The following is a 22506-nucleotide window of genomic DNA, read 5'->3' on the forward strand; positions in this document are numbered from 1 at the left end:
GGTCGTCGTCGTTACTCGGTGGTGCAGAAAGGTGTCAGCCCCATCGCCGACTTCACGCCTTGCACGACGAGCTTCTGGAACTCGATCGCGCCCACGCCCGACAGGTCGGCGGTGAACGAGTGCGCGTTGTGCCCGAGGGTCGTGAGCCATGCGCGGCCGCCGTCGTAGTACTGGCACCAGGCGACCGGATGGAAGTCGGCGTGGCCGGGATGCGGCGCGGAGGTGAGCGGCTTCAGCGTCGAGGTGTCGACCTTGGCCAGGAACTTCACCTTCGTCGGGAAGGGCATCAGGTTGTACCACTCGTCCTGGAAGGAGAAGCGCTTGGGCACGTCCTTCGTCGAAGGGTCGTCCGATACGATCTCGACATCGCCCGCGCGGTTCGGTCCGTGGTTGTAGAAGTTCGCGTTGCCCAACAGGCCTTCGTAGTAGGGCCAGTTGTATTCGGCGCCGAAGGCGTTGTGCAGGCCGACGAAGCCGCCGCCGCGGCGCATGTAGTTGCGCAGTGCGGTGCGGGCGGCATCCTGGCTGGTGCTCACGGCGCCGTTCCACAAGGTGTCGCGGTTCGAGCTCGCGAAGATGATCGCCTTGTAGTTGTTGATGCGGCTGCCCAGCACGGCCACGTCCTCGGTCCAGTCGACCGTGATGCCCTCGGCGGACAACATGCGCACGAGGCCTGCCTGCATCACGTTGTCGGTGTTCATCGTCGGGTTCAGGCCGGCCGCCATCGGCGTGCCGAGCACGGCATGGCGCGGGCCGGCGGTGCGCGAGTAGATCAGCACGCGGTCGGGCGTGCTGGCGAAGGCGCCCCAGTCGTTGTAGCACTTGGGGTTGGTGCCGCGGCAGACGTTGTAGTACGCGTCGAAGCTGTCGTCGACCTCGGCCACTGGGTCGGTGGGCGTTGCCGGCACTTCGTCGGTCGGCGCGGGCGGCGGTGCCGATGCAGCGGGCGCAGGCGCCACGGGCAGGAACGGCAAGGCCGCGCCGCCGCCGCCGTCGCCTCCACCGCAGGCAGTCAATGCCAGCGCGAGCGCGGCGGCCGATGCAAGTCCGAAGGGAATGGATCTGGAATGTTTCAACGGAGTCTCCTCTTGGTGGTCAATGGCGGAATCGGACGGGCGCACGCGCCCAGCACGTATCGCTGCGCCGCGGGTGGCGGCAGGCGCAGACGTGGGAGTGACGGAAATTGCCGGCGGGAACGAAGAAGGAATTCGTCGTCAGCCGTGAGGGCGCGCTACTTGCGGATGCGCACGAGCTCGTCGTTGTAGAGCTTGACGATGGCGGGGTCGTACTGGGCGGCGAACTTGTCGATGACGGGCTTGGCGATGTCGCGCATGCGCTTTTGTTCGGCGGCGCCGAGTTCGTTGAACTGCGCGCCCTTGGCCTGCAGGTCGCCCACGGCCTTCTGTGCTGCAGCGCGGCTCACTTGCCGCTGATAGCCGCGTGCCTCGTTGGCCGCGTCGTTCATCATCTTCTGCTCGGCGGGCGTGAGCGAGTCCCAGAACTTCTTGCTCACCAACACGATGTTGGCGGCGTACACGTGGTTCGTCGCGCTCACGAACTTCTGCACTTCGTAGAACTTGTTCGACAGGATCACCGCATAGGGGTTCTCCTGGCCATCGACAGCCTTGGCTTCGAGGGCGCCGTACAGCTCGGCAAAGGGCATCGGCACCGGGTTGGCCTTGAAGGCCTTGAAGGTCTCGAGGAACACGGGGTTGGGGATCACGCGGATCTTCAAGCCCTCGAGGTCTTCAGGCTTGGCGATGGGACGCTTGCTGTTGGTGACGTTGCGAAAGCCCAGGTCCCAGTAGCCCAGGGCGACGAGGCCCTTCTCGGGGAGCTTGGCGATGAGCGCCTGGCCCAACGGGCCGTCGAGCAGTGCATCGGCCTGCGCGAAGTTGTTCACCGAGAAGGGGAAGTCGACGAGGCCGAACTCCTTGACGATGCCGGCGAGCGATGTGGTGGCCGGCGCAGACATCTGTTGCACACCACCCTGCAAGGCCGACTGCTGCTGCATCTCGTTGCCCAACTGCGAGGCAGGGAACTCCTGGACCTTCATCTTGCCGCCGCTCTTGGCCGACAGGAGTTCGGCAAAGCGCTTGACGCCGAAGCTCACGGGGTGGTCGGCGTTGTTCAGGTGGCCGAAGCGGATCACGCGCTCCTGCTGCGCCTGCGCAACAGCAGGAACGACCAGGGCGAGGGCAAGGCCGGCGGTGGCCAGCGAGCGGTAAAGCGTTCTCAAAGTTGTTCTCCAGCGTGCGATTGGGCGGTCCATGCCGGGGCGCTTCACACGCGCTCCGACTCCTGGCGGCGCGATCTTATCGATTTAGTGGAAAATCTTTCTACTAGTGAAAACACTTGGCAAAATGCTAGAGTCGTCTCATGACAGCCATACTCGAACGCAGCTTCAAGGTGCTCGAACACCTCTCCGGCCACCCCGAGGGCCGTGCGCTTTCCGCGCTTTCTGCCGAGCTGGAAATGCCGTTGAGCGCCACCCACCGCCTGCTGAGCGAGCTGGTGCGCTACGGCTATGTGCGGCAGGACCAGAGCCATGGCGACTACATGCTGACCATCAAGCTGGTGTCGCTGGGCCTGAGCTTCTTGAGCAACAGCGGCATCGTCGACGTGGCACAGCCGCTGCTCGACCGGCTCGCGGTCGCGTCGGGCGAGCTGGTGCGGCTGGCGGTGGTCGACGGCGACGAGCTCACCTTCGTCGCGAAGGCGCAAGGCGCCACGCGCGGGCTGCGCTACGACCCGGACATGGGCCTGTCGGTGAACCTCTCATGCAGCTCCGCAGGCCACGCGTGGCTGTCGACCATGACGGACGAGCAGGCGCTGCAGCTCGTCGCGAAGCAGGGCTTCGGCCAGCCGGAAGACTTCGGCCCGAAAGCGCCGACCACCGTGAAGGCGCTGCTGGTGTTCCTGCGCGCCACGCGCAAGCGCGGCTTCTCGATGATCAACGAGGTGTTCGCCCCCGCGATGACCGCCATGGCCGCGCCGGTGCGCGGTGCGCACGGCGGCGTGATCGGCGTCATCACCATCGCGGGGCCGCTGGTGCGGCTCACGGAAGAACGCATGCTCGCGCTGGGCCCGCAGCTGCTGGCCGCGGCGGACGACGTGGCGCGGGCCAGCGGCGCGTCCGCACTGTTCAAGCGCCGGGCCTGAAGGCCCTGCTAGGTCTTCAGTCCACCTTCACCTGGAACAGCACGAAGCCCGTGCCACCCGGCTCGACCGTGCCCGTGAAGCGCCAGTCGATCGCGCCCGTGCCCCCTGCGGGTTGAACGGTGGTGCAGGCCACCGCGCCCGCAGGCGGCGCGTTCGCCGGCGTGGTCTTGACGCAGCCCGTGAGCGACGCCGGCGTGGTGCCCGTCGTCGCACTCACGAAGGTCGTGTAGCCCGGCGTCATGTCGTTCACGACCATGCTGCGGATCGGCGCGTCGCCGTTGTTCGTGTAGGTGATGCGGTACTCGAGCGTCTCGCCCGACTTGGCCTGGTTGTTGACGCCGAAGGTGCCGCTTTGCGTGATGTTGCGCACTTCCTTCTTCAGCTCCAGCGCCACGCCCGACACCGTCGTGAGGTCGTCCAGCGTGAAACTGCCGCTGAGTGACGGGCTCGCGTTGGTGTAGGTGAAGTCGGCGCGGATCGTCGCCTTGTTGTTCGAGCCCAGCGGCGCCGTGGCGGGAATGAACTCCTGCACGATCACGCAGACCTTGCCCGCGAAGGCCACGGGCGTGGCCGCCGCGCTCGGCGGGTACAGCTGCGCGGCGCCGGGCTGCAGGCTGCCGGTGCAACCCACATCCGCGAAGACCTTCGTCGTCCAGCCGGTGATGGCCGGCGTGGCCGTCTCGCTCGCCACGCTGAAGCGCACCTGCCCTGCCGTGCCGGCCGTGAAGGTGTGGGCGTAGGTCACGGTGCTGCCCGGCAGGCCGGTCTTGGCGCCGTCGGTCGCGAAGGCGCTGTTGTCGACGTCGCCGAAGTTCAGGTTGGCGTGGCCCGTGCCGTTCCAGCTGAAGGCGATGCGGTCGGGCGTGCCGGTGCGCGTGTAGGTGTAGGTGCCACCGGCCGCGGCCACCGCTGAGCCCGAAGGCAGCGCGACGTTGCCCACCGAGGCGCCCGTGGACACGCGCGTGCCCGGGTTGGTTTCTTCCACGCACATCGCGGAGCCCGTGGCCGTGCCGGCCGGCACGCTCAGGCTGTAGGCACCCGATGCGTCCGTCAGCGCGCTCGCGTACACGGCGGCGCCGCAGTTGGTCAGCCGCACGCTCACGCCCGACAGCGGGCCTTCGCCGCCGTTGACGAGGCCGTCATTGGCCGTTCCGCCACCCACGCCGTTGTCCAGGAACACGCGGCCGCTCACGATGGCCGCGAGCGTGTTGGTGAAGGTACAGACCACCGCCGTGCCATTCGTCAGCCCGGCCGCGGGCAGCGTGACGGTGCCCGCCACCAGGTCGACGGCCGCCGTCGCCCCGCCCGCCAGGCCCGTGCAGGTCGCGCCCGAGAACGCGAAGCCGCCGGGCATCGAGGCCGCGACTTCGGTCAGCACCGTCTGCGTGTTGGCCGTGGTGAGCGTCTTGATGGTGCCGACCACCGTCGAGCCCGACACCGAGACGTTGATGCTGTCCGAGCCGAAGCCGTTGGTGCCGCTGAACGCGAAGGTGCCCGTGCCGCCCAGCGCCTGCTTGCGGATCTGCACCGTCGGCAGGCGGTTGTTGCTGTAGGTACAGACGATGGCCTTGCCGGCGTCGCCCGCACCGATCACCAGCGTGTTGCTGGCCTGACCGTTGGTGCCGCTCAGGGCATTGGCCGTGGCGCCGCCGTCGGCGGTACACGACAGCACGGTCGTGTAGTTGGCCAGCGTGCCCGTCGTCATCGTTTCCGCCGGGAAGGTGATGGTGTTGCCCACGGCCGCCACCACCGCCACGCCGCTGTTGCCGGCCGTGGGTGCGGTCGCGGTGAAAGCGGCCGTGTTGTTGGTCGCGCCCGTGGTCGCGCCGATGCTGGCGACGTTGCCCGTTTCGCTGTTCGCGCCCCAGGCCTTGCGCACCTGCAGGGTGACCGTCTTCTTCGCGTTGGTGTAGGTACAGACGATGGCCTTGCCGGCGTCGGCCGCGGCAATCGCCAGCGTGTTGCTCGCCTGGCCGTTGGTGCCGCTCAGCGGGTTGGTCGTCGCACCGCCGTCGGCGGTACACGCGAGCACGGTGCTGTAGTTCGCGAGCGAGCCGGTGGTCATCGTCTCGGCCGGCAGCGTGAGCGTGCCGCCGACGACCATCGACACCGCCGCGCCGCTGTTGCCGGCGGTGGGCGCGGTCGCGGTGAACGCCGCCGTGTTGCTGCTGCCGCCCGAGGTGGCGCCGATGCTGGCCACGTCGCCGTTCGTGCTGTCCGCGCTCCAGGCCTTGCGCAGCTGCACGGTCACGGTCTTGGGCGTGTTGGTGTAGGTACAGACGATCGCCTTGCCCGCGTCGCCCGCGCCGACCAGCAGCGTGTTGCTGTTCTGCCCGTTGGTGCCGCTGAGCGCGTTGGCCGTGGCGCCGCCGCCGGCCGTACAGGCCAGCACCGTGGTGTAGTTGGCGAGCGTGCCCGGCGCCATCGTCTCGGCCGGCAGCGTGATCGTGTTGCCGGCCTGCACGGTCACGGCCGTGCCGCTGTTGGCGCCCGTGGGCGCCGTCGCCGTGAAGGCCGAGGTGTTGCTCGATCCGCCCGTGCTCGCGCCGATGCTCGCCACATTGCCGGCGATGCTGTTCGCTCCCCAGGCCTTGGCGATCTGCAGCGTGGCCGTCTTCGGCGTGTTGGTGTAGGTACAGACGATGGCCTTGCCCGCGTCGCCCGCCCCGACCAGCAGCGTGTTGCTGTTCTGTCCGTTGGTGCCACTCAGCGCGTTGGCGGTGGCGCCGCTATCGGCGGTACACGACAGCACGGTGGTGTAGTTGGCCAGCGTGCCCGTGGTCATCGTCTCGGCCGGGAAGGTGAGCGTGTCGCCCGCGGCCACCGACACCGCGGTGCCGCTGGTGCCCGCCGTCGGCGCCGTCGCCGTGAACGCGGCGGTGTTGTTCGCGCCGCCCGTGGTCGCGCCGATGCTCGCCACGTTGCCCGTGGTGCTGCCGGCGCTCCAGGCCTTGGACAGTTGCAGCGTCGCGGTCCTGCGCGTGTTGGTGTAGGCGCAGTTCACCGCGCTGTCCGACGGCATGGTGAAGCTGCGGCTCAGGCCGCTGCCGCTCACCGTCACCGCGCTGCCGTCCGACACCTTGGTACAGGCCAGCGTGGTGGTGTAGTTGGCCGCGTTGCCGGTGGTGAAGGCTTCGGCCAGCGTCACCGTGGCGCCGCTGGCCGCGGTGGCCGTGGCGTTGGTGGTGGTGGCCGGCGCGGTCGACGTGCCGGCGGTCGCTCCCGTTACTTCGGCGGCGCTGCCGCTGATCGTCAGGTTGACCTTGTCGCCGGCGATGGCGCCGCTCCAGCTCTTGGACAAGGTCACCGCCGCCGTCTTGCGCGTGTTGGCGTAGGCACAGACGATGGCCGTGTCGGCCGCGCCCACCGTCAGCGTGTTGCCCGACAGGCCGCTGGTGCCGGTGCAGCTCAGCGCGCTGGTGTAGTTGACGGCGCTGCCGGTGGTAAAGCTCTCGGCCAGCGTGATGACGCTGCCCACGGGCACGGCCTGCGCAGCGCCGGTGTCGGTCTCGGCGGCCGTGTTGGCCACCGAGGCCAGCGTGGTCAGGCCCGTGCCGGTGACGCTCACCGCGTCGTTGACGATCGCGCCCGACCAGGTCTTGGCCAGTGTGACGGTCGCCGTCTTCGCGGTGTTGGTGATCTCGCAAATGATCGGCAGGCCCGCATCGGCGTTGCCCAGGGTCAGCAGGTTGCCGCTGAGCGAGCCGCCGCCGGTGCAGCTCCAGGCGCTGGCGGTGTACGAGCCGGCGTTGGTGCCGAACGGCGTCTCCGACAGCGTCACGGTGTCGCCCACCGCCACGCGCTGCGCGCCGCCGGTGTCGGTCTCGTTGGGCGTGTTGGCCGTGGCCTGCAGGTTGAAGGCGTAGCCGATGTTGTGGTTCGGGTGCACCGTGCCCGACGCGGTCAGCGTGAAGGCGTCGTTGACGAGCGCGTTGACCCACTTCTTGCGCAGCTGCACCGTCGGCGCCTTGGCGTTGGTGACGGTACAGACGATGTTCGAGCCCGCCACCGTCGCCGCGGCGTTCAGCGTGAACTGGTTCGTGTTCTGCGCGGTCCCGCGCGTCACCGTGCCGCCGCTGCCCATGCCCGTGCAGCTGACGTCGGTGATCACGTAGTCGGGCACGCCCGCGGCCGGCGTGTAGGTTTCGGTGAAGGTGGTCGCCGTGCCCGTCGCGGTCAGCGTCTGCAGCGGCCCGTTGACGGCCGTGCCGGCCACGGTGGTGGTGATGGTGTGCGCCGCCACGCCGTTGGTGCCCGTGAAGTCGAAGCCGGCCACGCCGCCGAGCGAACGCTTGGCGAGGGTCAGGGTCGCGGGCTTGCCGGTGTTGGTGTAGGTGCAGACGATGGCCTTGCCCGCGTCGGTCGCACCGATCAGCAGCGTGTTGCTGTTCTGCCCGTTGGTGCCACTCGGCGCATTGGCCGTGGGCCCGCCATTGGCGGTACACGACAGCACCGTGTTGTAGCTCGCGAGCGAGCCCGTGGGCATCGTTTCGGCCGGCAGCGTGATGGTGTTGCCCGCGACCACGTTCACCGTGCTGCTGTTGCCCGCCGTGGGCGCGGTCGCCGTGAACGCCGTGGTGTTGCTCGCGCCGCCCGTGCTCGCGCCGATGCTCGCCACGTTGCCGCTGATGGCGCCTGCGCCCCAGGATTTGGTCAGTTGCAGCGTGGCCGTCTTCGGCGTGTTGGTGTAAGTACACAGGATCGCCTTGCCCGCATCGGCCGGGCCGATCAGCAAGGTGTTGGTGACCTGCCCGTTGGTGCCGCTGAGCGCATTGGCCGTGGCGCCACCGCCGGCCGTACAGGCCAGCACGGTGTTGTAGTTCGCCAGCGTCCCCGTCGGCATCGTTTCCGCGGGGAAGGTGATGGTGTTGCCGGCGACCACGGTCACGGCCGCGCCGCTGCTGGCGCCCGTCGGCGCCGTCGCCGTGAAGGCGGCGGTGTTGTTCGCGCCACCCGTGCTCGCGCCCAGGCTCGCCACGTTGCCGGCGATGCTGTTCGCGCCCCAGGCCTTGCTGATCTGCAGCGTGGCCGTCTTCGGCGTGTTGGTGTAGGTACAGACGATGGCCTTGCCCGCGTCGCCCGCGCCGACCAGCAGCGTGTTGCTGTTCTGTCCGTTGGTGCCGCTGAGCGCATTGGCCGTGGCGCCGCCGCCGGCCGTACACGCCAGCACCGTGTTGTAGTTCGCCAGCGTGCCCGGCGACATCGTCTCGGCCGGCAGCGTGATCGTGTTGCCCGTGGCCACGGTCACGGCGGTGCCGCTGTTCGCGCCCGTGGGGGCCGTGGCCGTGAAGGCCGTGGTGTTGTTCGTGCCGCCCGTGGAGGCGGGAATGCTCGCCACGTTGCCCGTGAGGCTGTTGGCGCCCCACGACTTGACCAGCTGCAGCGTGGAAGTCTTCGGCGTGTTGGTGTAGGTACAGACGATGGCCTTGCCCGCGTCGCCCGCGCCGATCGTCAGCGTGTTGGTCGCCTGCCCGTTGGTGCCGCTCAGGCTGTTGGCCGTCGCGCCGCCACCGGCGGTACACGACAGCACGGTCGTGTAGTTCGGCAGCACGCCGCCGTTCATGGTTTCCGCGGGGAAGGTGATCGTGTTGCCGGCCGCCACGGTCACGGTCGCGCTGGTGTTGGCCGTCGGCGCCGTCGACGAGAACGCCGCGGTGTTCGCCGCGCCGCCCGTGGTGGCGCCGATGTTCGCCACGTTGCCCGTCACGCTGATGGGGTTCCACGACTTGGCCAGTTGCAAGGTCGCGGTCTTGCGCGTGTTGGTGTAGGTACAGACGATGTCCTTGCCGATGTCACCGAGGGCGATCGTCAGCGTGTTGCTCACCTGTCCGTTGGTGCCGCTGAGCGTGCTGGCCATGGCGCCGCCATTCGCGGTACACGACAGCACGGTGTTGTAGTTCGCCAGCGTGCCGGTGGTCAGTGTTTCGGCGGGCAGCGTGATGACGTTGCCGATGTTCACGCCCACGACGGAGCTGGAAGCGGCCGTGGACGCCGTCGAGGTGAAGGCCGAGGTGTTGCTGGCGCCGAAGAAGTTGGTCCCGCCCGTGGAGGCGGCAATGCTCGCCACGTCGCCGGTGTTGCTGCCGGCCGACCAGGCCTTCGCGAGCTGCAGGGTGACCACGTTGAACTGGATCACCACGAGGCCGTTGCCGCCGGTGTCCCCGGTCAACGAACTGCGCGACCCGCCCACGCCGACACCCGACTGGTAGGGCGCACTCGTGTTGCCCGGATTGGAAGTCGCCGAGTAGCTCCCGTTGGCCCCTGCAGTGAGCACGCCGCCGGTCACGCCCGTGCCGATGAAGCCCGAGCCGCCGCCGCCGGGTCCGTTGTAGGAACAGTTGACCGAGACGGGATTGGGCGTGTTGCTGCACTGGGCCATGCCGCCGCCGCCGCCGAACCAGCCGCCGCCACCACCGCCGCCGCCCTCGTACTGGACGGGGGTGCCACCGACCGCCGAGCACCCGGTGCCGCCCTGCAAGGCGCTGCCGTCAGTGCCAGCCGGACAGGTGGCCGCGACGGTCCCCGCACTCGGGGTGCCGCGCGCACCGCCGGCGGCTTGTGTGCCTGAGCGACCGGCGGTTCCGGTCGTGGTCCCGCCAGAGGCACCGCCGCCGCCGCCCGGCACCGGGCTGCCGACGTCGGTCCAGAACGCGCTGCCGCCACCGCCGCCTGCGATCAGTCGTGCGGCGGCTGCCGAAAATTCCGTGCTGCCGTTCCACAGTGCACTCATGCCACCGCCGGAAGAGCCGGCGACGCCCGCGTTCGCACCATTGCCACCACCACCGCCGCGGCCGTAGGTCGAGCCGGTGCCACCGTTCTGCCCGCCCTGCCCCACCGTCACCGCCATCGCGGTGCCAGGTGTGACCGACACGGTGCCGTCGGCGAAACCGCCGGCGCCCCCGTTGGCCGAGTTGCCGCCTGCCGCCAGCGAGCCGCCACCGCCGGCGCCCCACATCGTGGCGCGCACCGAAGACACGCCCGCAGGCACCGTGAAGGTCTGCGCCGAACCGGAATAGGTAAAGGCCACACAGGTGTTGTAGCCCGACTGCGGCGTGCACGAAGTGACCGCAGCCTGCGCCCCCGTCATCGCGAGCAGCCACAGCGCCCCCGCAGCGAAGACGCCCTTCAGCACCCCGCCGAGCCGCGCCATCCCGCCCGCTTCGTTTCTCGTTCTGCTTTGCATCATGGTCTCGTTCAGCGGGTTTCTTGCGCGGCCGCGGCGATCACGACCCAGCGGCTCTTGGCGCTGCTGTCATCGCCTGCGACAGGCTGCGTGTCTTCTTTGGTGTCGGTGCGCAGGCGCAGCACGTCGACGCCGCGCCCGATCAGGTAGCTGCGCACCGCGTTGGTCCGCTGCGCGACCAGCTGCATGCGGTCGTCAGCGCTGCCTTGCGCGTCCGAGTGGCTGATGTGGATCACCACCTGCGCCTCGGTCGCCTTGATCTGCGCGGCCAGCGTGTTCAGCGTGTCGTGCGCCTGCGGCTTGATGAAGGACTTGGCGGGCTCGAACAGCGCCTCGGCCTGCAGCACCGTGCGCATCGGCAGCGGTGCCACTTCCGGCGCATCCGCAGCCAGCTTCTCTGCCTTCGCAGCCTTGGCCGTGTTCGTCTCCGCTGTCGACGCAAACCCCAGATGCGTCTCATCGAACTTGAAGCGCAGCCGCACATAGGCGCCCTTGCTCGTGTACTCGTTGGCCGTCAGGTCGCGATCGCTCAGGCCCACGAAGTTGTAGCCCGCCGACACCCACATGTTCTTCTGCACCTGGTAGCCCACCTCGACGCCGAAGGTCTTCTGCAGCGCGCCGCCCTTGCCGTACAGCAGGCCGGCCTGCACGCCGAAGTCCCAGTCCTGGTTGATGTCCTGCGTGTAGCGCGCCTGCACCAGGTGCGCCCAGTACTTGCTGGCCAGCGTGCCGTCGTCGGCGCGGCTGAGCTTGAAGGCATAGCGCGCCATCACCGCCTTGCCCGGCTCGGGGTTGTAGTTCACGTGCGCCGAGACGATGTCCGCGCTGGTCTTGCCCGGCAGGCTGGCGCCGTTGTCGGCGCCGAAGACGCTGCTGCCCTGCAGCGCGCCGGCCGCGTTGCCCGCGCCCACCACGCGCTCGGAGCGGCGCTCGTAGCGTGCCAGCGCGTTCCAGGTGTCGTCGTCCACCGGCCGGTAGGCGATGCCGATCTGGTGGCGCTGCAGGTGGCGCTCGTTGCCCGCGTTGGCGCCCTGGCCTTCGCTGTCGCTCACGATGCTGCGCGCCAGCAGGCTCCAGGACGGATCGAGCTTGAAGCCGAAGCCGGCGCTGAACAGGCGCGTGTTCGCATCGTCGCCGCGACGCGCTTCGTACACGCCCGAGGCCTTGATCCGGTCGGTGATGTACTCGATGCCGCTGGTGATCGCGGTCGATTCACCCAGCCCGCCGGCATAACCCGTGCCGGTGTTCTTGCTGTTGCTGTAGCCGCTCATGTCGCGCGTGTGCTCGATGCCCCCGGTCACGCGGATCTGCTCGTTGACCTTGAAGGTGTTGCGCACCCCGATGGCCGCCTGCACGCCGCGCCCTTCGGCGCCGTCGGCGATGCGGTACTCGTTGTACACGCGACCGCCTTCCATGTAGTTGCTCTCGATGCCGACGATGCCCGTGTTGTTGCGCTGCGTGCTGTCCAGCTCGTAGGGGCCGTTGAGCGTGGAGATCAGCTCGTAGCGGCCGTACACGCGCGTCTTGTCGGTGATGACGTAGTTGCCGCCGACGGCCAGCACGTGGCGCTTGCCGTCCTTCAGGTCCTGCTCGCCTTCCACGAACACCTGCGCGCCGGCCACGCCGGGCACCTCGGTCGACAGGCGCCCACGCACGGTCGTCTGGCTCTGCGTGTCCACGCCGGCTGCGGCGGCGGCCGCGCCCAGCGTGGTCACGCTGTTGGCGCCGATGCTGCTACCCATCTGGCCGTTGTAGGTGGATATCTGGCCGTAGTCGAAGCCCGAGCTGGAGCCCAGCGCGTTGTTGCTCTGGCCGTGGCGCAGGCCCACTTCGGCCACGGTCTTGTCGCTGAGCTTCTTCTGCACGCTCACCGTGGCGCCCTTGCGCTCGTCGACCTGGGCCGCGTCCTTGCTGTAGAGCACCTCGCCGCGCACGGCCAGGGTCGGGTCGACGCGGTACTCGGCGCGCGCCGAGGCTTCGGTGTGGCCGGCCGAGAAGCTCGCGCCGGGGTTGTCGAAGCCCTTGCTGGTCTTGGCCGCCAGGGCCACCACGGCCAGCTTCTCGTCCTGGTAGCGCGCTTCCACGCGCGCGCCGTGCCCGTTGCCCTTGTCGTCGGAGTCGGTCTTGACCAGCTCGCCCGCCACGCTGGTGTTCTGGCCGATGCGTGCCACGCCCGTGAGCGCCTGCAGGTTGCGCTTGTTCTGCGGGTTCTGGTCGGTGGAGGCCACCACGCCCAGCTGCAGGTTCTCGCTGACCTTCACTTGCACGTCGGTGCCGGCCACGGTGAACTTGGGGCCGCCGCTGTCCACTTCGTAGGTGACGCGGATCGACTGCGGGTTCAGGTTCGCGTCGATGGAGGCGATGGCGTGCGTGAACAGGATGCGGCGCGTGAGCGGCTCCACCGTGTAGTCGACGAAGCGCGCCACGGCCGTGCGCTGCAGCACGATGTTGGGCTGGTTGCGGTCGCGCACCACGATCTCGATCTGCTCGCTGTTGTCCACGAACTCGCCGTTGCTGGCGCTCAGGTAGTACGGGCCCGAGGTGCCCAGCGCGCGGAACTCTTCCACCTGCTGCGTCTGCGCGGTGCGCGAGACATAGCTGGTGGCGCGCACGTTCTCGTCCTCGTACACGTGCTTCAGGCCCGTGAGCGAACGGTTGCTCTGGCTGAGGTTGCGCACCTCGGTGCTGCTGGCGGTGGTGAAGTCGCCGTACAGCAGGTAGGAGCGGTTCTTGTCGATGCGCACGTAGAGCTTTTGCGTGCTCTGGGCGTCGAAGCCCTTGACCGCGGAGTCGCCGTAGATCGGATAGAACTCGTCGGGACGGATGTCGCGGAACAGGCGGTCCTTGCGGGTCTTGTCGGAGTCGTAGGCGGCCGTGAGCAGGTATTCGCCCTTGACGGTGCCCTTGAAGAAGAAGGCGGCGCGACCGCTGGCGCGGCTGTTGGTGCCTTCGTCCTTCAGGCCCGAGAGTTCCGCTTCGAAGGCGGCGCCGGCGGGCATCGCGCCCAGGGGCAGCTTGCCGCGCTTGGTGAAGTCGAGCACGCCTTCGACGATGCCCACGCCGATCATGGGGCGCATCTCGGGCAACAGCGCCAGGCGCACTTCCTTGACGAAGGTGCCGGCGCTCACGCGCAGGCGCGCATCGCCGGGTTCGCCCGGGGGCATCAGCTGGAACTCTGCAGCGCCGCCGTCCATGAAAACCTGCGTGCCCGGCTCGGTGGGGTTCAGGTCTTCGGCGAGCCAACGGCCGCGGTCGGTCTCCAGCGTGAGTTGCGTGCGGGCGGTCACGGGCACGCCGGCCGCGTCGATCAGGCGCACCTTGACGACCACGGGCGTGCGCAGGTCGGCGCGGGCCACCTCGGGCAGGTCGACCTCGATGGCGCCGAGCTTGTCGGGGGCGACGACGGTGATCTCGTCGGCACTGCCGCGCACGTTGCCGAAGCCGTCGACGGCCTCGAGCTTGAGGGTGTTGGTGCCGGGGCGCAGGGCCACGCCGATGTACTCCCAGGCGGCGATGTTCTTGGAGGCCAGCTGGGTCTTCTTGCCGACGCGGCGTTCTTCCAGCGCGGCGCCGTTCACGCTCAGGCGCAACGAGGTGCCGGCCGTGCCCTTGACGCGCACGTTGATCGACTGGCCGGCGACGGTGTCGCGGTCCTTCAGGCCGATGAAGCCCAGCGTGTTGTTCTCCAGCTGGGGCAGCAGGGTCTCGAGTTCGATGGGACTCGGAACGGCCTGGGGCAGCAGCGGGTTGGCGCGCGGCTCGAGCATCGCGCCGCCGGTGCCGATGGGGCGCATGGCCTGCGCGCCGACGCCGGTGGCCGAGCCGCTGGTGGTCGACGACGGCAGGCCCGAGGTGGGCACGCCGTTCAGCGGCGAGAACAGGCTGCCGGTGGGGATCGCGGGCTGCACGCCCAGCGTGCCGCCCATGCTGCCGCCACCGCCGCCGACGAAGCTGCTGGCGTTGGCCGGTGCCACGGGCAGCGCGATCAGCGGCGCCGAAGTGGGCTGCACCGCGCCGGTGCTGCCGCTGGCCAGCGCCTGGCCGGTGGCCGGCAGGCCGCGCACGTCGCCCACGGGCACGACCTTGCCCTCGGGGTCCAGGCGCAGGCGCACCTGCGCTTCGGCCTCGGTGTCGGGGCGCGCGGCAATGGCGGCGCGGCGTGCGGCCACGTCGGCAATGACGCTCTTCTCGTCGCAGTTCGTGATGATGAAGTTGGCCTTGTGGAACTCGCCCTTCTTCAGATCGACGAAGCGGCTCTCGGGAGTGCCCGAGTTGCGGTTGTCGAGCACTTCGAGCTTGGCGCCCAGCGGCAGCGTGGTCTGGTCCAGGCGCAGCACGTGCGTGACGGGCTTGAGGCCGTACAGGCTCCACTTGCCTTCGATGTCGGTGACGACGTGGGTGCCGTCTTCCATGTACAGGCGCACGCCGGGCACGCCGATCTCGTCGGCGCCCTCTTGGCGGCCGTCACGTTGGCCGTCGCGCTTGCAATCGAGGTACACCTTGCCGAAGGCGAAGGCGTCGTCGGAGAACACGCCGCCCGTCACGCGCACGGTCCAGTTCGCCAGGTTCGACTGGATCGGGCCCGAGGTGGCGCGTGCGCGGTTGATGGCGTCGCCGTTGGTGGGCGCGCCCACGCCGATGCGCACGCGGTAGCGCACCATGGCCGACTGGTCGGGGGCCACCACCAGCGTGGGGTAGTTGAAGATCAGGCCCGGGCCGGCGCCGCCTGCCGGGTTGGGCACCACTTGCCCGTTCAGGCGCACGCTGTTGGCCACGTAGGCGAAGCCCGGGGGCAGCGTGTCGTTGAAGGTGACGCCGGTGACGGGGAAGCCGGTCTTGTTGGTGACGGTGAGCGCGTAGTCGATGAAGTCGCCGTACTCGACCTGCCGCTTGCTGCCGTCCTTGCGCAGCACCAGGCCCAGGATGTTGCCCGGATCGAGCGGGATGTGGTTGTGCACGGCGTCGCACGGCGTGCCGTCGGGCTTGGCGCCGGCCTGCACCTGGAAGTAATAGCTGGTCGGGTCCGCGTCCTTCGGGGGCACGGCGCTGGGCACGACGGCGCCGCAGCTGGTGAAGGAGCCACCGGTCACGGGGATCAGCTGCGAGGGGTACACGTAGCCGCTGCCTGCCGGCGGCGTGACCGACAGCGCGTAGGTGCACAGGCCCGTCACGGGCGGCGTCTGCAGGTAGAACTGGTAGGCGCCATCGGCGCCCGTGGTCATCGAGATGCTGCCGTTGGGGTTGAGCGTGTAGGTGCCCGAGTCGGCGCCGTAGATCTCGGCCGCGGTGATGGGGCCGGCCGTGCCGCTGCTGCAGGACTGGCGCGTGTAGGTGACCAGCGCGCCGGCCACGGGCTGGCGTGTGAGCGCGTTGTAGACCGTGCCTTGCGGATCGACCAGCAGCGCCTGCACCGAGGTGGCGGTGGCGGCCAGCAGCATGGTGGGCGTGACGTTGACGGTGTTCTGCTCGAAGGCGGCGGCCCAGGCCTTGTTGGTGAGCGACACGCGCCCGCCGATGGCCGATGCCTTCTCGGTGATGCGCACGCTCAGGCGGATCTGCTCGCTCTGGCCCGGGGCCAGCGCACGGGCGCCGTCAGTCAGGCTCAGCGCCACTTCGGTGGGCAGCTGGAAGGGGTCGGCGCTGTCCTGCGTGGTGCGGTTGCAGGTGGCGCGGCCGGTGAAGCCGGTGGCGGCGTTGAGGTTGCCGTTGGCCGCCTTGGGCGGGCCCAGCAGTTCCCACGACGCGACCTGCCCGCTCGACTTGTCCATGTCGAAGGTGCAGTTCAGGTTGTCGATCACGCGCACGTTGGGTGCGGCGACGGCGCCGGTGTTGGTGACCTTGAAGGTGTAGTCCAGTTCGTAGACGCCGGGCGACACGCGCCGTGCGATGGAGGCCTGCTTGGTCAGCGTGAGCGTGGGCAGCTGGGTCGACACCGGCGTGGGCGAGGTGTCGTTGTTGGGGTTGCCGTCGCCGTCGGCGTCGGGGTTGTCGCCGTTGACGGAGTCGTCCAGGGCCACCGCGGGGCCGCCGGCATTGAGGGCACCCGAAGCCTTGACGGTGTTGAACAAGGTGCCGGTGCGGCCGGTGAAGTTGATGCGGGCATCGAACTGCACCGTCAGTTGCGCGCCCACGGGCAGCACGGCGCCGTCGGCCAGCAGGTTCGAGGCGGCGGCGGTGCCCTTGAAGGCGGGGTTCGCTGCTGCCACCGTACCGCCGCTGGGTGCGGGCGCGATCACGATCGAGCCGGGCACGATGGTGTACTGGTTCGCGCCGGGCACGGCGGCTGCCGTGTAGGTGCCGAACTGCGTGGCGCCCGCGCCTTCCATCACGTCGGCGGCCTGAACGCCGTAGAGCCACGAGGTGCCGTAGTTGCGCACGTTGACGCTGAAGCGCACGGTGGCGGTGCCGTCGGTCTTGCCGTCGGCGCTGCGGTTCACGCGCGGGGTGGACGCGGCCTTGGCCACGCCGATGCGCGCCTGGCTGGAGCTGATGACGATGGTGTTCGAGGGCACGGTGGCCGGGCCCGTGCCGTCGTTGTACTGGCTGTGCGCGGTGTTGCGGATCTCGCCCACCTGGTCGGCGTTGACCTTGACGGCGAACTGCATCGCGATGGACACATTGCGCGCCACGGGCGTGGAGATGCCGATGGCCACTTCGACGGCCGAGGCGTCTTCGGCGGTGCGGTAGCTGAACGCCGGATCGTTGGCCAGTCGGTACAGCTTGACGGCGTTGGCGGCGGTGGTGCGCAAGGTGCCGGGCACGTACTGGGTGCCGGCGGGCACGGGGTCGCGCACGAGAACCAAGGCGGAAGGGGCACCGTTCACGAGCAAAGGCGTGTTGGTGGGCGCGATGACGTTGGAGGGCTGCGCGTCCTGCGCGCCGATGTTGGTGCCCGAGACCGAGAAGTCGATGCGCGTCTGGCCGGGGATGACGTTGCCGGGGTAGCTGGCCGACTTGACCAGCTGCAGCGCGGCGGCGTTGCCGACGGTGACGGTGTCGCGGTTGATGGCCGTGAGGCCTTGCAGCGCGGTGGTGGCCGTCAAACCGACGCAGGCCACGCCGGTCGCAGCGGTGGGGATGGTGCCCTGCACCAGCAGCGCAGCAGTCTCACCGGGCTTGAGCGCGATGACACCCGCGGCGTTGAGTTGCACCACCGGATCGGCCGCATCGACCACGCCGTTGTTGTTGCTGTCGCGCACCACGCGCAAGGCGGACAGATCGAGCGTGTCGGCCGCGCAGCCGCCGGCGTTGTTGGCCAGCGCCAGCGTGTAGGTGGAGGCGACGTTGCCGGTGTTGGTGAGCAGGTGGCTCAGCGTGACGATGCTCGCCGGCGGGCGCGACAGCGACTGGTCTTGCGTGAGCACCAGCGCTTCCACGGGCAGCACCGTGGCGATCACTTCGTTGGACGAGATGGTCTCGGTCTGCGCCAGACCGTTGGGCACGTAGGTGCCCGTGGCGATGCTGCGGATCACGATGCCGGCGGGGGCCGGCGCGGCGTTCGCTTCCGGCACGGCACCACCCAGCAGCAGCGCCGCGCCAGCGGCGAGCGCAGCAGCCCATCCGCGCCACGATGGCCGGTGTGTGCTCCTGGGATTGAAAGTGAACAGCATGCCGCGAACCCTTGATCGATCACCGCGTGGGGATCAGAAGAAACGAAAGAACTTTTTCGTTTGCGCCCTCGCCTCGGAAACGAGAGAAGGCGCAAAGGAAAAACGCACAGGCTTGTGTGCCCTGTGCGAGGGAGCCGACGGGCTTGTGCCCGTCGGCTCCGCTTCACTCAGGCGAAGCTCAGTTGTTGACCTTCACGGAGAACAGCAGCGTGGCGCTGCCGCCAGGTGCCACGGTGTTGCTTGCGCTGCCGCAAGCCACGGTGGTGGCGGTGCTGCTGTAGGCCAGGGCCGTACCAGACACGCCGGTGGACGTGCACTGGGTGGGGGCCGGAGGCTGCGTCGCACCGGTGAAGGAGGTGTAGGCCGGCACCGCGTCGTTGATCGACATGTTGGTGACCGGTGCCACGCCTTCGTTGGTCGCAACGACGCGGTACACGATGCACTCACCGGGCTTGGCGACCAGCGGAGCCGACGAGGACGGGACCTCGGCGCCATCGCAGTTCACGTCCAGTGCCTGCGTCTTCACGAGGCGCATCTGGCCCGTGATGACCGTGGTGATGTCGGTGGCCGAGGGGCTACCGCAAGCCGGGACGTCAGGGAAGGTCACCGTCACCTTGGCGGTGTCGATGGCGCCTGCCGTTGCGCCGCCCGGTGCAAAGACCTTGACGAGCAGCTTCTGGGTCTTGCCACTGTCCAGGGCTGCGCCGGTAGGAGGAACCGCCGGAATGACTTCACCATTCGGATCCGACACCAGCGTGTCGCCTGCGTCGATCTGACCATTGCCGTTGTTGTCCACATACAGCGCCGTAGTCCAGCCTGCCGTCTGATCCGCGGAAGGCAACGAAGCGGTGACCCTGTACTTGGTGCCGCAGCTTTGCGCGCCGGTGATGGTCACCGTGTGGGCATACACCACCGAACCGCCGGGAGCGACCTGGCCGCTGTTGTTCGGCGTGAGCGTCGCGCCGTAGGTGTTGGCCGTGATCACGTTCACCGCATCCAGCTTCGTGTCCATCGCCACCACGCCCGTGGAGGTCGTGATGGTGGAACGCACCTGGAAGTAGATCCGCTGTCCCGTGACCGGCGTTTGCGTGGCAGGCGGCGTCACGCAGGCATCGACCTGCGTCGGGAGGGGAGCGCCGTTGGGCACGCTGATCGTGGTCCTCGCTGCGCCGGCGCAGGTAGCACCCGCATCCACGAACTTGACCGTCCAGCCCGCAGGCAGGCTGCCCGGGAAGCTGTTGGTCTGGCTCGCTGCCAGGCTGTAGACGTTGGCCACCGAGTCGTTGTTCTTGATGAACAACGTGAAGATCGTGCCCGTGCCTGCTGGCGTCGTGTTGGTGGTCGTCGGGTCCACGCTCGGGCCCGTGCCGATGTCACCCTTGAGCGAATCGTTGCTACCGCCGGTGGTGTTGGTCAGGTCGACCAGTACACCCGTTACTGCCGACAGCGTATCGCGCGTCGATTCCGTCTTGGTGCTGTCGCCCGCCGAGGTACCGATGACGATCGTACTGCCGCCCGCGCCCGGTGCTGCCGAGGCCGGCAGTGTGGCCGCCAGCACGAACTTCACGCTGCCGTTGGCCGGCACAGGACCGGTGTCGGGAATGCCGTCGCCGTTGTTGTCGATCAACGGCGTCAGGCCGTCGGCGGCGAAGAACTTGAAGGTCGTGCCCGCCGGGAACGTGTTGCTCGGCGTGCCAATCGCAGGCACGGCAAGGTTCACGATGTCAGCCGCATTGCCGATGTTGAACACGGTCTGCGTGAACTTCACCGTGGTGCCGGCCCCAGCAGTGGCGACGGTCGTGGTGTCGGCCACGGTCGTGTTGGGGTTGCCTGCGCCGGTGTCCTTCGAGTCCACGGGGCTGGCACTGACGTCGGCCGAGCCGAGGATGATGCCGAAGGTGCCCACGACGTTGTAGCTCGCGGGGTTGGTCGGCGAACTCGGGTTGTTCGTATTCGTCGAACTGGTGTCGTCCGGCGCAGTAACCGGGTTGTACTTGGCCGTGTTGGTCGTGGTCGACGTGCCGATGGCCGCCGTGTTATTGACCATCACAACGAAGCTCACCGTCTGCGTGACGTTCTGCGGCAGCGAAGCCACCACGAAGGCCAGCGAGTTGCCGGTTGCGGAGAAGTCGATACCTGATTGGTCGTCTCCCGACGCGTCGGTCAACGCGATGCCCGGAATATTGCTCCAGACTGCCGAGCCCGGGACGTAGGTGAAACCGCTGGGCAGCGTATCAGTCATCACAAACTTGCCCGCTGCGGCACCGGTATTGTTGAACTTCAGCGTGTAGGTGGTGTAAACGCAGCCTGTTGCTGGCGCGCCTGCACTTGCGACGTCAGCGACGCAACCAGCCACAGAACGCGGACCGTTCACCGAAGCGGCGGGCCACGGCTTGGCACCGTTGTTCACCCAGTTGACCGCCGGAACGCTCAGGCTCTTGGTGGCATTGAAGGCCGCCTTGTCCGTGAGGTTCACGTTGTCCACGTCGGCTGCCTGCGTGTTGCCAGCCGCGTACAGCGCCGGCGTACCCGCCGTGGCTGTGATGGTCGCAGCCACCGGCGAGGTGAACGTACCCGACGATGCCGTGCTCGGGATCGAGTACGCAACGACGAACGGGAAGGTGCCGTTGTTGCCCGCGACCGTCTGGGCCGGAACATTACAAACGGCCCCCAGGGTCACGGTACACAGCGCGGCCGTGCTGTCGGGCACGCCGTCGGCGTTCGCGTCGGCGAACACTTCGACCTTGGTGAAGCCGTTCGGGCTGGCCGGTGCGGCCACGCTCAGCGTGAACGTGTCGGTGCCGTTGCCGGTGTTGGTCAGCACGTGAGGCGCGTACACGGTCGTGCCTGCAGCGCCAGTCTTCGTGTTGACCACGTTGGTCGTCACGGTGGTGTAGGTGTCCAGGTTGAACGAGCCGACCTGCTGCACCGTCGTCTGCACGAGGTTGGAGGTGGCCAGTTGGCTGGCGCCGTTCGGGTCCAGGTAGGTGGCCGAAGCCTGGTTACCGATGATGGTGTTGGCGGGTGGAGCCGCAGCGAGTGCGCCGGAACTTCCAAAAAGGAAGCTCAGCGTCAGGGCTGCTGCGCCCGCCCAGAGCGCGCGCGGCGCGGGGCCGGTGCGACGGGCAGACAAGGTAGGGATCACTTGGGTTTCTCCTCGGGGGTTGGGGTCAAAAAAGGTCAAAAAAAAGGACGAACTCACCCCGGCCGGGGATTTCCGCGAACGGAAACCGGCAATGGAAAAACCAGCGGGGTTTTGAAGAAAAGAGAGAACCGGCCGTCAGGGCGACTCAGCGCCGCCGGCGGTCGTCGTCAGCGCGGGAAGCTCAGGGCGTGCTGCGCGCAACCTTCTGCGCGTCGGCACCAGCGGCCACCGGCGCGGGCGGCACCACCGTCTCGACCTTGGCGCGCGCGGTCACCGCGGCCGAGCCGTTGGCGGGCAGCTGGCCCAGCGTCCAGCGCAGCGAGCGGTACTCGTTGTACGGAACGGGCTCCGACTTGCCGTTGACGACGCGCGCCAGCGGCTCGGCGGCAAAGGCGCCGTCCTTGGTCGCGGCCTTCACCAGCGTCGCACCGGGCTTGGCGGTCTTGGGCAGGTACTCCAGGCCTTCGGGGATCGGCAGGTTGGCCACCAGGCCGGTGACGGCCTTGCCCGTGTGGTTGGTGTAGGTGGCCGTGTACTCGAGCACGTCGCCCGGCTTGACCGAATCGGCCGCCAGCAGCTGCTCCTTGCCTTGCGCGTCCTTGACCACCTTGGCCTGCGTCAGCACGACCGCGACGGTCTTCTTCTGCGCGGCCTCGGTGGGCACGGGCGCGGCTTTCGTGCCCTGCGCGGCGGCCAGGCCGCCCAGCCCCAGGGTCATGGCCACGCCGAGCCCCAGGCCGAGGCGAACGGTCAGCCGGACCACCGGCGACATGAATGAATTCACTTGAGACGAACTTCCGATAGACATAGACAACTCCTAAAAAACAACTTCAAAGCCAGACCGAGGCAACACGAAGATCAAACCGACTTGACCTGTGGCCTCGCGAATTGGCGTCGAAGCCATTTCCCAGCCACTTGCAGCACACCACTGACACACCGGCATCGGCGACGACCGCCTCCGATGCCCACGCTCGGCCTCACGCAAGCACACCCTTTTCGAGCCGCTTCCATGAGCCATTTACCACGTTCATATTATTTTCTGAATGTTTACAAAAACAATCGAACGGCCGCGATCCGCCACTTGCAATGGCCGAGGGTTCCGTGAAAATGTCACGAGAGGCCCTCCAAAGTTAACAACTGTGAATACAGATGTAATCTGGACGCTCGCTTAGATTGTGAATAAACCTGCAATTGAAGTGTGATCAATTTCACAAGCGGATCGCCTCCAAGTTGTTGATGCGTTTGAATAATTTCACTTCCACATCAACCCGCCGCCTCACGATCACCCAGTGTTTCAAGGGAGAAACGAGGCCCTTCGAGCGGCTTCGGACTGGCCCTCGGGGCCACTTCGAAACTAAATTTACAAATTCACAGACTGTGTAATCAGGCGCCGTGAATTTCAGATC

The 22506-nt window shown here is 68.2% G+C and carries 7 protein-coding genes; 1 reads left to right on the plus strand and 6 read right to left on the minus strand.

The genetic code is table 11. From position 1 onward, the window contains the following. Positions 1–11: 11 nt before the first annotated feature. Both VHAB30_RS16095 and VHAB30_RS16100 read right to left on the minus strand, forming a co-directional pair. On the minus strand, positions 12–1076 hold the full coding sequence (locus tag VHAB30_RS16095; protein WP_159277667.1) for a ThuA domain-containing protein: 1065 nt from the start codon (positions 1074–1076) through the stop codon (positions 12–14). 155 nt (positions 1077–1231) lie between these two features. After that, entirely contained in the window at positions 1232–2239 is a 1008-nt protein-coding gene (locus tag VHAB30_RS16100; RefSeq protein ID WP_159277668.1) for a TRAP transporter substrate-binding protein, read from the minus strand. 140 nt (positions 2240–2379) lie between these two features. Here VHAB30_RS16100 and VHAB30_RS16105 point away from each other — a divergent pair, with 140 nt between their 5' ends. Continuing rightward, positions 2380–3162 carry an IclR family transcriptional regulator gene (locus tag VHAB30_RS16105; protein WP_062481672.1) on the plus strand — a complete coding sequence of 261 codons (783 nt, stop codon included), beginning with the start codon at positions 2380–2382 and terminating at the stop codon, positions 3160–3162. Positions 3163–3178: 16 nt separating this feature from the next. Here VHAB30_RS16105 and VHAB30_RS16110 read toward each other — a convergent pair whose 3' ends face one another. From VHAB30_RS16110 to VHAB30_RS16125, 4 genes are all read right to left on the minus strand, one after another. Beyond that, positions 3179–10345, minus strand: coding sequence for a prealbumin-like fold domain-containing protein (locus VHAB30_RS16110; RefSeq protein WP_159277669.1), 7167 nt, complete (start codon positions 10343–10345; stop codon positions 3179–3181). 11 nt (positions 10346–10356) lie between these two features. Then, positions 10357–17955, minus strand: coding sequence for an OmpA family protein (locus VHAB30_RS16115; RefSeq protein ID WP_159277670.1), 7599 nt, complete (start codon positions 17953–17955; stop codon positions 10357–10359). A 178-nt stretch (positions 17956–18133) separates the two neighbouring features. Next, positions 18134–21088, minus strand: a complete 2955-nt coding sequence (locus VHAB30_RS16120; protein ID WP_235926693.1) for a beta strand repeat-containing protein — start codon at positions 21086–21088, stop codon at positions 18134–18136. 193 nt (positions 21089–21281) lie between these two features. Continuing rightward, positions 21282–21872: a DUF11 domain-containing protein gene (locus VHAB30_RS16125; RefSeq protein WP_159277672.1), complete on the minus strand. Its 591-nt coding sequence runs from the start codon at positions 21870–21872 to the stop codon at positions 21282–21284. Positions 21873–22506: the final 634 nt, after the last annotated feature.

Origin of the sequence: Variovorax boronicumulans, from assembly GCF_009811375.1 — a bacterium.
GTDB classification, from domain to species: domain Bacteria; phylum Pseudomonadota; class Gammaproteobacteria; order Burkholderiales; family Burkholderiaceae_C; genus Variovorax; species Variovorax boronicumulans.

What these genes read in the sequence shown, in the direction of transcription:
- VHAB30_RS16105 (WP_062481672.1), top strand. Translation starts at nt 2,380, where the DNA reads ATGACAGCCATACTCGAACGCAGCTTCAAGGTGCTCGAACACCTCTCC.
- VHAB30_RS16110 (WP_159277669.1), bottom strand. Translation starts at nt 10,345, where the DNA reads ATGCAAAGCAGAACGAGAAACGAAGCGGGCGGGATGGCGCGGCTCGGC.
- VHAB30_RS16115 (WP_159277670.1), bottom strand. Translation starts at nt 17,955, where the DNA reads ATGCTGTTCACTTTCAATCCCAGGAGCACACACCGGCCATCGTGGCGC.
- VHAB30_RS16125 (WP_159277672.1), bottom strand. Translation starts at nt 21,872, where the DNA reads ATGTCGCCGGTGGTCCGGCTGACCGTTCGCCTCGGCCTGGGGCTCGGC.